Annotated in this window: 10 protein-coding genes; 3 read left to right on the plus strand and 7 right to left on the minus strand. The window is 37.8% G+C overall.

Translation table 11 applies throughout. The features are described from left to right. Position 1: 1 nt before the first annotated feature. On the plus strand, positions 2 to 1,039 hold the full coding sequence (locus tag EA365_02970; protein ID TVQ47837.1) for a D-alanine--D-alanine ligase: 1,038 nt from the start codon (positions 2 to 4) through the stop codon (positions 1,037 to 1,039). Here the strand turns inward: EA365_02970 and EA365_02975 are convergent. The 3 genes from EA365_02975 to EA365_02985 form a co-directional block, all read right to left on the minus strand. After that, positions 1,011 to 1,466, minus strand: a complete 456-nt coding sequence (locus EA365_02975; GenBank protein ID TVQ47838.1) for a helix-turn-helix domain-containing protein — start codon at positions 1,464 to 1,466, stop codon at positions 1,011 to 1,013. The genes EA365_02970 and EA365_02975 overlap by 29 nt on opposite strands. Positions 1,467 to 2,011: 545 nt before the next feature. Further along, positions 2,012 to 2,914 (minus strand): ParA family protein, encoded by a 903-nt coding sequence (locus EA365_02980; GenBank protein TVQ47839.1) that lies wholly within the window; start codon positions 2,912 to 2,914, stop codon positions 2,012 to 2,014. A gap of 12 nt (positions 2,915 to 2,926) precedes the next feature. Next, positions 2,927 to 3,820, minus strand: a complete 894-nt coding sequence (locus tag EA365_02985) for a DMT family transporter (GenBank protein TVQ47840.1) — start codon at positions 3,818 to 3,820, stop codon at positions 2,927 to 2,929. 6 nt (positions 3,821 to 3,826) lie between these two features. Here EA365_02985 and EA365_02990 point away from each other — a divergent pair, with 6 nt between their 5' ends. Beyond that, complete coding sequence (locus EA365_02990; protein TVQ47841.1) at positions 3,827 to 4,198, plus strand: DUF1823 family protein; 372 nt, start codon at positions 3,827 to 3,829, stop codon at positions 4,196 to 4,198. After that, complete coding sequence (bioF, locus tag EA365_02995; GenBank protein ID TVQ47842.1) at positions 4,195 to 5,358, plus strand: 8-amino-7-oxononanoate synthase; 1,164 nt, start codon at positions 4,195 to 4,197, stop codon at positions 5,356 to 5,358. Before EA365_02990 ends, bioF begins: the two co-directional genes overlap by 4 nt. An 83-nt stretch (positions 5,359 to 5,441) precedes the next feature. Here the strand turns inward: bioF and EA365_03000 are convergent, their stop codons facing one another. The 4 genes from EA365_03000 to EA365_03015 all read right to left on the minus strand — a co-directional run bounded on the left by EA365_03000 (position 5,442) and on the right by EA365_03015 (position 10,583). After that, the gene (locus EA365_03000) at positions 5,442 to 6,872 is read right to left on the minus strand and encodes a phosphoglucomutase/phosphomannomutase family protein (protein TVQ47843.1); all 1,431 of its coding nucleotides are present in this window, start codon (positions 6,870 to 6,872) and stop codon (positions 5,442 to 5,444) included. After that, the gene (locus tag EA365_03005; GenBank protein ID TVQ47844.1) at positions 6,847 to 7,185 is read right to left on the minus strand and encodes a hypothetical protein; all 339 of its coding nucleotides are present in this window, start codon (positions 7,183 to 7,185) and stop codon (positions 6,847 to 6,849) included. The genes EA365_03000 and EA365_03005 overlap by 26 nt, the downstream gene beginning before the upstream one ends. Continuing rightward, positions 7,182 to 9,497, minus strand: coding sequence for an HDIG domain-containing protein (locus tag EA365_03010; protein ID TVQ47846.1), 2,316 nt, complete (start codon positions 9,495 to 9,497; stop codon positions 7,182 to 7,184). Before EA365_03010 ends, EA365_03005 begins: the two co-directional genes overlap by 4 nt. A 246-nt stretch (positions 9,498 to 9,743) precedes the next feature. Beyond that, on the minus strand, positions 9,744 to 10,583 hold the full coding sequence (locus tag EA365_03015; GenBank protein ID TVQ47845.1) for an ADP-ribosylglycohydrolase family protein: 840 nt from the start codon (positions 10,581 to 10,583) through the stop codon (positions 9,744 to 9,746). Between the last annotated feature and the right edge of the window lie 132 nt (positions 10,584 to 10,715).

Below are 10,715 nucleotides of genomic sequence, written 5' to 3' on the forward strand. Positions count from 1 at the left end.
TATGTCAGCTTTACACATTCTTCATTTAGTCGGATCAGCAGAAAGTGATTTTTATACCAGTTTATCTCGTCTCTACGTTCAAGACTCTTTAGCTGCTTTTGCTGATAACCCTAACTATAAATTTTACATCGCTTACGTTACACCAGATCGCTTATGGCGTTTTCCTCCTTCTTTAAGTCAAGAAGATATTGCTAAGTCTCCTCCTTTTTCTATTGCTGAGGCGATCGCTTATTTGATGAGTTTAAAGATCGATTTTGTCTTACCGCAAATGTTTTGTCTTCCAGGTATGACTCAGTATCGTTCTCTGCTAGACTTATTAAGAATACCCTATATAGGCAATACTCCTGAACTAATGGCCATAACTGCTCATAAAGCTAAAGCTAAAGCAATTGTTGCCTCAGCTGGAGTAAAAGTACCTTCGGGTGAATTACTACGCTTAGGAGATGTTCCTACTTTACAACCTCCAGTAGTGATTAAACCTGCTAATGCTGATAATTCCCTAGGAGTAACCCTAGTTAGAAATATTTCTGAGTATGAAATTGCCCTAAAAACCGCTTTTAACTATTCAGAAGAGGTTTTAGTAGAGGAATATATCGAACTCGGTCGAGAGGTTCGCTGTGGTGTTATTGTTAAGGATAATCAATTACTAGCTTTACCCTTAGAAGAATATCTAGTCAATCCCCAAGATCGTCCTATTCGGGGTTATGCTGATAAACTGAAACAAACCGCAACAGGTGATTTAGTTTATGCTGCTAAAGATAATCTCAAATCTTGGATCGTAGATTCTACTGATTTAATTACCCCATCTGTACAAGCTGTAGCTAAAAAGTGTCATCAAGCTTTGGGTTGTAGTTATTATAGTCTCTTTGATTTTCGGGTTGATCCCCAAGGTCAACCTTGGTTTCTAGAAGCTGGTTTGTATTGTTCTTTTGCCCCTAAAAGCGTTATTCCCACGATGGCAAAAGCTGTGGGAATATCTTTGGATGAATTGCTAATGATGATGTTCCATACTAAACGATACGGCGATCGCTGTCAATAGACTCTAAATTAACGTTGAGTTTATATCTGAGTAAACCGTAGATAGTTTTGTAATTTACATCCACACCGTGATTTTTTTGTAACCACTTGTAAACATCTTCATAAGACTTAAAGGAGTTACTACTAGTTAATTTTTCTTTTAAGTCTGAGAGGGTAGATGCTGAAACAACCGAAGGTCTTCCTGTACTTTTTTTGCTAGTTAATAACCCATCAATTCCCTGATCCCGATATTTTTTAAACCATTTTTGTACAGTTACTCTATGGACTCCTAATAACTCAGATACTTCGATAACCGTAGTTACCTGACCTGTTTTCATTAAATATAAAGCTTGTATCTTTTTATAATCAGGAGCATTTTTTTGTTTAGACAAAATATCTCGTAACTGTACTTTTGTTTCCTTGATTTTTAACCCACATACTCCTGTCATTGATTTTTCCTCATTTTATGCCACAACGTTATACTTCAACTCACACAAGTCTTGCTTCTCTGTAGATACTCAATCAGAAACAGCAGACTCAGTTATAACGGACAACTAAGCCACCACACAGTTATTTGACGAAAAGGTCAAATATTTTGTTCCTTCACCAGCTCTAGTCAGAATAATTTCTCACTATAAGCATTACCAGTAAATTAGAGCATCTCCCAAGGTCAACTACTCTTAGTTAAATGGTGTTGTGAAAACGTTTGATTTAGATTAACATCTCAGTTCAAATTATAGCCAGTAAAACAGTATTTTTTTATAATTACCGAAATTACTAGAAAATTCGTAACTGTTTTCACTCTTCTCTTAAGCTTAGCAGGGATTTCTTTATCCCTGAACAGTTTAACCTTGATCTCAAAGAACAACAATAAACCACTAGGAATGGACGCTTAACTAAGATTTCAGCACCTCCCTAAGACTTGTTGCGAGTAGATTAAATTTTTCTATACTTATTATATTATTCCATAAAATTTTTTTTGGTGGGCAATTTACTAAAGTTTTAAATTATGTTTACTTATCTTAACTAAAAACTCTTCGGTTAACCTAGTAAAAGCTTTAGAACCTGTAGTGTTAGGTGTGGCAACTACTGCTGGGGTAAAACAATCCACAGCTTTAGCTACGTTGACATCCATGGGTATAGAGTTTTCAAAAATTTGTTCTGGGCTAAAATCGGTTTTAACTCTTCTCATAACCTGATTATAGTATCTTCCTGAGAGAGGACCACCTGAGAGAATAAACACTATTCCCAATAAATCGAGATTAACAGGATTTGTATTTTGATGATTTTCTTTTAACTTGAGAATTCTTCTTTCTAGTAGTTGAATACCTACTAATGATAAGGGTTCGGGACGAGCAGGTAATATATAAAAGTTACTAGACGCAATACCGCTACGGGTAAGTAGATTATATCCTGGTGCACAATCGAGTAAGATAAAATCATATTTTTGCTGAAGGGGTGTTAACAGGTTACTAATTAGCAATCTTTCAAATTTATTCCAAACTTGGGCAAAATCTTCTTGATTTTGAGATATTGCTGATTCGTGTAGCGTTTGAGATACTAGATATTCGTCGTAGAGTTCTAAATCTCCTGGTAATAAGGCTAATCCTGGTAAATCACAGATATTGGGACAAATCAAATCATGTATAGTTAGATTACTCCTGTTTTTGGAACTTATGGCTTTTTCAATTAGATAACTAAGAGTACGCCGTTTTTTTCTAATTTGGGCGAATTCTTGAGGAGAGATTAAACTCAGGGTAGCACTAATCTGAGCGTCGAGATCTACTACTAATACTTTCTTTTGATGGTTTTTAGCTAAACAGGTAGCTAAATTAACGGTGAGAGTGGTTTTACCTACACCACCTTTCATATTAACTGTACTAATAATATATCCCATTAGCTTGTTTTCCTAGTGTATGATAGCTAAAGCTACTCCTGATAAAATGATTAGCCCTCCTAATATTACCAAGTTCGCGGGTGTTTCTCCTAAAAAAATTAAACCTAAAATAGTTGAACCCACTGGTTCTAGTAAAATAACTAGAGAGACTAGAGTAGCAGAAAAATGTCTCATCGCCCAATTAAAGCTAGTATGTCCGATTAATTGGGGAAAAATAGCCATCAGTAAGCTATATAAGTAAATAATTTGCGGGTGATTAAAGTAACTTTCTCCCCATAGTAAGGGTAAGGGTAAGAGAATTAAGGCTGCTGTACTATAGGCGATCGCGATATAAGCTTGAGTAGTTAATCCTTGAGTTTGAGCTATTCTACCTGATAATAAGTATAAACTAGCCATAAAAGAACCTAGTAAAGCTAGTAAGTTACCTAACCAGGGTTTGGGGATAATCTCAGGGTTAGATTCGGGGTTACTCAAACTGATCATGATTCCACCCGCGATCGCTAAAACTATCCCTAAACTGGTTTTTTGATTAGGTTTTTCTTGATAACATAACCAACTAATGATCGCTATCCAAAGGGGATTAGTGGTAACTAGGGTAGTTGAAGCTGCGATCGAGGTAAAGGATAAAGAAGTTATCCAAAAAGCAAAATGTAAAGCTAAACATAATCCCGCTAAAGCTGCATAATATATCCCTTTTCTAGTTAACTCACTGCGATTCCAGGTAGAATAAGTAGGTATCAGGAGTAAGGCTGCTAAATTAAGACGAGTAGCGGCTAGAAATAAACTAAATCCTACTCCTGTTGTCGTAGCTGCAACTAAAGCTAAACGAATAAAAATAGCTGAGGTAGAAACCGCTAAGACACCACAACCTAGTATAATAATAACTTTCTGTTGAGAAGGTTTCATCTGTTCATGTTTGAGTTACCACCTCTTAACCAAGAGACTATTTTAAATATACTTTCAGAAGAGATTGATGATTTGACGGTTAATCGTTTGGTTTGGTATTATCTAGGTTATCGTTATCAACCCGATACTGATACTTGGAATAATAGTTTAGTTCCCGAACATTGGCGTCAAGAATATCCCGAACCTCCTGATTTTATCGCTAATCGTCCTCCTGTAGTTAAATTAACTCGTTCTATCCCTGCTGAAAATAAGCAACTTCTTAAGGAAGAATTAGGCTTCAAAGGGTATAAAGTAGGTGAATTTGGACCTAGACAAACTCGTCGGGCGACTATGGCTAATTGGTTATTAAGTTATCTTAAAAGTCAAACTGCCTCATGACTAATCGAGGTTATGATTGGTTAGCAAAATCCCTAACAACTATTCATAAAGCTAATTGGTATCGTTCTGTCACTGCTTATGAAGGGAAAGCAGGTACAATAGTTAGTTGTGGAGATGCTGAGTTAATCAATTTTGCCAGTAATAATTATTTAGGTTTAGCCGGAAGCGATCGCTTAATTACTGCTGCTGTTGAAGCGACCAAAAAGTATGGCACTGGTAGTACTGGTTCACGTTTACTAACAGGACATCGAATTATCCACCAACAGTTAGAAGCAAAACTAGCTAGCTTAAAAGGTACAGAAGACGCACTCGTTTTTAGTTCGGGTTATCTAGCTAACTTAGGGGTAATTACCGCTATAGTTGGGGAAAAAGACTTAATTGTAGCTGATGAGTATAACCACTCTAGTCTTAAACAAGGTGCTAAACTTAGTCGAGCTAAAGTTTATAACTATAGCCATAATAATATTCTGGAGTTAGCCCAATATCTGTATCAAGAAAGACATAAACATCGTCGTTGTTTAATCATCACTGATACCGTCTTCAGTATGGATGGTGATTTATGTCAACTACCTCAGTTGGTTAATCTAGCTGAAACTTACGACGCTATGTTATTAGTAGATGAAGCTCACGCGACAGGAGTAATAGGTAAAACAGGTGCAGGTTGTGTAGAATATTTTAACTGTAGGGGTAAAGAAATTATACAAGTAGGGACACTTAGTAAAGCTTTAGGGAGTTTAGGTGGTTATGTCGCGGGTAGTTCCATCCTAATCGATTTTTTACGCAATCGTGCAGCTACCTGGATTTATACCACTGGTTTATCTCCAGGGGATACAGCTGCAGCTTTAGCTGCTATAGAAATTATTACCACAGAACCAGGCATCAGAGAGAGTTTATGGCAAAATGTGACTTATCTTAACAATCAACTAACCAAACATTCTCTTAATTGCTTACCAACTCAATCCCCGATTATTTGTTTACCTTGTTCCAATCCTCAACAAGCTTTACAAATAGCTGCTAAACTTAGGGAAGCAGGAATTTTAGCCCCTGCTATTCGTCCTCCTACTGTACCTACTAGTCGTATCCGTTTTTCAGTAATGGCGACACATAAACAGGAACATTTAGACAGGTTAGTGCATATCTGCACAATGATCATAGATTGACTATAGGTTAAAAAAAAGGAGTAATTATGCCTATATACTATACCAACTATTGCATGAGTGCCTATTCCCTATTTCGGAGTTCCCTAGACTAGAGAAGTAGCCCAATTTTTGGCCCAAGTAAGAATTGCTTGTACCCTAATTTGGTCTTTAGCTTCACAGTATAATCTTAATAGGGGTTCAGTCCCACTAAAACGAATTAATAACCAACTACCATCTTCTAGACGTAATTTATAGCCATCGATGCTGAGACAATCGATTACTTTTTGGTCTGCGATAATTGTGGGTGGTTGATTAGTTAGGGTTGCTAGTACTTTTTCTCTAGCTTCCATATTTTTAAGGGTTAAATCAATACGATCATAACTAGAGTAGAAATCAACCTCTGCTTGTAGTTTACGGTAATAGTCGCCTAAGTCCAATTCTGAGGTAGCGATCGCTTCGAGAACATAGAGAGCAGATAAGAGAGCATCTCGTTCTGGTATATGATTGCCATAGCCAATTCCTCCTGATTCTTCTCCCCCAATCAAAACTTGACTAGTAAGCATGCGCTCAGCGATATACTTATAACCGACAGGTGTCTCAAAAAGAGGTAGATTGTAGGATTTAGTTAACAGAGGGATCAAATCAGAGCCACTGATGGTTTTAACCACTTCTCCACTCCAACCGCGAGTTTTAGCTAGGTGGTGGATTAGAATAGGTATAAGTACTTGGGAACTGAGGAAATTACCTTGACCATCTACAGCAGCGATGCGATCGCTATCTCCATCAAAAGCCAAACCTGTGAGTATTCCCGTATTTTTTAGACTTTCTGCTTTAATAGTTTCTAGCAGAGTAGTTAGGTTATGGGGTAAAGGCTCGGGGGAAAATCCCCCAAAATAAGCGTCTGTCGTGGTGTTCAGTTCGGTTACTTCTGGTAGTAATCTAGTTAACCCTGTAGCTGCAGCACCGTGCATGACATCTGCATAGACAGTCATTTTACCATTTTTGAGGGCATTTTGAATCAATTCTAGGTTAACTTTGGGGCGTAGAGCTTGACAATAACCGTACCAGGGGTCGAATAATTCTCTAGTTCCTTTAGTTGTGCTTGGGGTTGATGGTTGAGTTAATAAAGCTTCTATTTTCTGGGTTACCTTGGGGGAGACAGATCCTCCAAAAGCCCCTTTTACCTTTAATCCCAGGTATTGAGCTGGATTATGACTAGCGGTTAAAACTAGTGCGCCTAGTGCGTTAAATTGTTGAGCTGCCCAACTAAAAGCGGGTGTAGGGGCGTAGTCATTAGCTAATAGGACATCAAAGCCTGCCTCTTGCACTGCCTCTGCGGCTATTTCGGCGAATTGTTGAGCTAAGAAACGGCGATCGTAACCAATAATAATCAGAGAAGAGTTAGGGGTTTCTGTAGCTAATACTTTAGCTGCTATAGGTGCGAGGGTAGCTACGCGTTCAAAGGTAAAATCAAGAGCGATTATACCTCTCCAACCATCCGTACCAAATTTAATCGGATTTATAGTCAAGTTCATTTTCTAAAGTATCTGATTCAGTTTGTTTGAATTGTAATTTTAGCAATAAGTCTTTTAGTTTCATTCTTTCTATATAGGGCCATCCTCCCGTTTCTTCCATATCTCTAATCAGGTTATATAAAGTATTTCTAGTATTAGGTAAAGATGATTCAAATACCTGGTCACGTATTTCCCTATGTGTATTTTCTAAAGTCCTGAGTAACTGTAATATAGATAAATTATCTTGTTTATATTCTTGAGCTAGAGTCCAGATTTTAGCTTTAATTTCTGTTAACTCTTGTTCTAGTTTTTGACTATCCATTTTGGTAATTATTTGTTGGGTGATTCTAGGGCTGCTTTAGGGTAAGCAATCCTTCTGTGTTTAGATTGTTCCCAAACATCAACAAAAACAGAGGCAATGATTGCCAACTCGTCATATTTGAGACCACTATCTACTAATTGATTATCTTGCCAACGTGCTTTTAAAATTTTACTAATCATAATCAAGGCTTTATCTCTATTAGCATTTTCTAGGGAGCGTAAAGCTGCTTCACAGCTATCTGCTAACATCATGATACCCGCTTCTCTGCTTTGAGGGATTGGTCCATCATAGCGAAAGTCGTACTCAGACACTTCTGGTTCGCCATTTGCTTCGGCTATTTGTTTAGCTTGGAAGTAAAAATAGGCGATTAACATTGTTCCTTGGTGTTGGGGAATAAAATCAGAAATGGCTTTGGGCAACTCATGACGACGCGCCATTATTATACCCTGAGTAACGTGTTTTTTGATAATAGCTGCACTTGCCCAGGGATCGTTGATGGTATCATGTTTATTAGGTCCACCCATTTGGTTTTCGATGAAACCGAGGGGATCGTGTAACTTACCAATATCATGATAGAGAGTGCCTGCCCGAATTAATTCTACATTGCAGTTTAATTTTCGGGCTGCACCTTCTGCTAAGGAAGCAACGAAGAGGGTATGTTGCCAAGTTCCTGGGGCTTCTTCGGCGAGTTTTTTGAGTAGGGGTTGGTTAATGTTAGACAATTCGGATAGACGACTAGGGGTAAGTAAGCCAAACAGACGCTCTAAATAGGGACTAATACCTATAGCAAAAACGCTCCAACCTAGACCTGGTAAGAGTCCATAATAGATTCCTTGTTGTAGGGCTGTTGACCAAATAGCTACGGGGCTGGAAGTAAAAATTAAGCGAATAATAAAATACACTGCCCATTGACTTAAACCGACTCCTACACCTAGTTGGGCTAGTTGATCGCGATCGCGTAATCTTCCTGCTATAGAAGCGGCGATAATTCCTCCTATTGCGCCTACTGCTAGGGGTTCCCAGTCTTCTCCTTCGGAAATTTCATCAGCCAAGATGGTTAAGATTGTGGAGACTCCTACTTGTGTTATCCCTACTGTTGGTCCATAAAAGCTACTCGTTAATAACCCCACTGCAGGTAAGCTAGTGTAGGGAACTTGAAAGATCGCCATTAAGGGTGAACTAACGGTTAATAAACACAGTAAAATTTGATCTCGACTGCGCAATTTGGTTGGGCTTTTGCTTTGACTTAACCAAAGAATAGTTGTTGCTGTGGTGGCGATCGCCACAGAAATTCCCAAACCTTGTTTATTAACTCCTCGGTAAATCATCCCCAAGGCGTCTAGTTTCAAGAATTGTTGTGAGCTAATTTCTTCACCTTGTGCAACGATTATTTCATCTTTATTGATATAGATTAGCTGTTCTGGTATTGCTTCTGCTGCTGTTTCAGCTAGTTTAGCCGTTGCTTCGCTGTCTATAATCAGGTTGGGTTGTAGAAATCTCAGCAAGATTGTACTTGCTAGCATTTTTGCTGTTTCGGGGATATCATCTCTGAGTAATTCCGGGTTGGCTTGTTCTACTTCTATACCTAAATGAACGTTGATTGTTTGCTGCATGAGACCTTCTGGTATTCCTTGGGGGATACCTTGGGTAAGGATTCTTCGGGTTGTCCTTCTGATAATTATTTCTGTTGTTTGCCAAACTTCGTCGCTTAAATCTAGTATCAGCCTTTTTTCAGCTTCTGTGAGTTGTATATTTTGATTTTGTGTCAATTCTGACCAAGTGCGTTCATATTGACGACGAGCTTTTTTTATGGTTGCTAGTAATTCTTGATATTCAGATGAGCTGATTTTTTTCTGGTAATATTGCAATTTAGCAATTACTTGCTCTTTTTGTAAATTGAGTTCAGAGTTAATGGCTAGGGAGAGATCTTCTGGTTGGCGAGTCTCACCAATTTGATTAAGTATATCCTGCCATTCTGCTTCCTGAGCTTGACGCAAGTAAAGTTGACTTTCACGAGAGAGGATCTCTGTTTCACTGATATAGGGAAACTCTCCTACTGTTTCTCTCAATAAGGCTATGTGGTTTAAATAATCTTGAATATTGCTAAGAATTTGTTCTGTGATCAAAGGATCTTTTTTCAGAACCGGTACTGCTCCGTCTCTGGCTTGTTTGCGTAGCCTTTCTGTTTCTTGTGTATCAACTATAGTTAGATAACTTGGGGCGATATAGGTTCTAGGGGCGATCGCTCCTCTAGTTAAAGTTGGTTGATTATAAAACCGATTACCTAAAACGCTAGTTAAAGATACGATAGTCAAAACCAACATAATGGGTGGTTTAGCTTTGGCTAGGTATTTTGAGGTTTTTGAGGGTTGTTTAGGTTTTGAGGGAGATTGTTTAGATAGTTGTCCCAATTTGGCTGAGTGTTTTTCCAGCCATTGTTCTATATGATGAGTGAAGGAGTAAATATTCATTGTTTTGCCTTGTTATAACACCATCAGCCTTGGGATTTAATCGTAACCGATATACTTATTTATTTTAGTATTTATTTCTGAAAATGTTGGCTACAGATACTACCAAGTTTGTTGTTGAGAAATAATTTTTAACTGTTTTCGAGGTTGAATTAGTCCAGGTTGAGCAATAGTTTGAGATGTTTGTTGCCAATTAGCTAAGCCTGTTGGGGTGATACCACACCAAGAGGCGTAGAGTTGACTAGCGATTGTGATACTGATTCGCTGTTGGTGGTTTTGTTGAAGGGATAACCGCAATTGTAGGGGTATATTATGATAACCGTTATAAACTCCTGTTAAGGCTCCTGTTAAGGCTTGAGTAATTTCTGGTTGATATTTACTTTGTTTAGCTCGATTTATAGCTAGGTTAAAGTCTTGGGGTGTAAAGAGAAAACAGTAGATGGCTAAGGCGATCGCTGTTTCTGGTTGTTTGAGACGTGATAATTTATTTACCACCTGATTTAAGGATAAATTTTGTTCTAAGTAGCTTTGTACTTGTTCTAATTGTTCTGTTAATTTGGTTTGGCTATTTTCCTGTAATAGTTGTTTAAGCAAGTCTTGGGGTTCAAGTTGTTCTGTTAAAGCTAAAGATATAGCCTTAGACCAGGTTAACAATTCTTGAAGAGTTTCTGTTGTTTGATTAAGTTTTGTAATTATTGCTGTTAGTTTATTGGTCAAGAGTTGGGGGCTGTCGTGAAAAAATAGTAGCACTGGTAAAGTAGCTACCGCCATTTGACTAATTGTTAAATTAGCTAAACCTTCCATTTGCTTTATGTTTAAATCTCCTGACTCGATCAGGTTTTTTGTTTGCTTAATCATCAACTCACTGAGAATGTCTGATTGAGTTATGTTTAAGCTTCCCCAGATTGCTCCTTGAAATCTACTTAAGGTTGAGTATAACATATTTATTATTTAGCTTAACCGCGAGAAGCCTCAAGCTTTATTTTCTCAAATAAGCGTGAGATGAATCGCGTCCTTATTTATTTTATTTCATCTTGATTCTGTATATAAGTTTTAAGGGTTGAAATAGTAACA

Source organism: Gloeocapsa sp. DLM2.Bin57 (assembly GCA_007693955.1).
In the GTDB taxonomy this organism is placed as follows: Bacteria; Cyanobacteriota; Cyanobacteriia; order Cyanobacteriales; family Gloeocapsaceae; genus Gloeocapsa.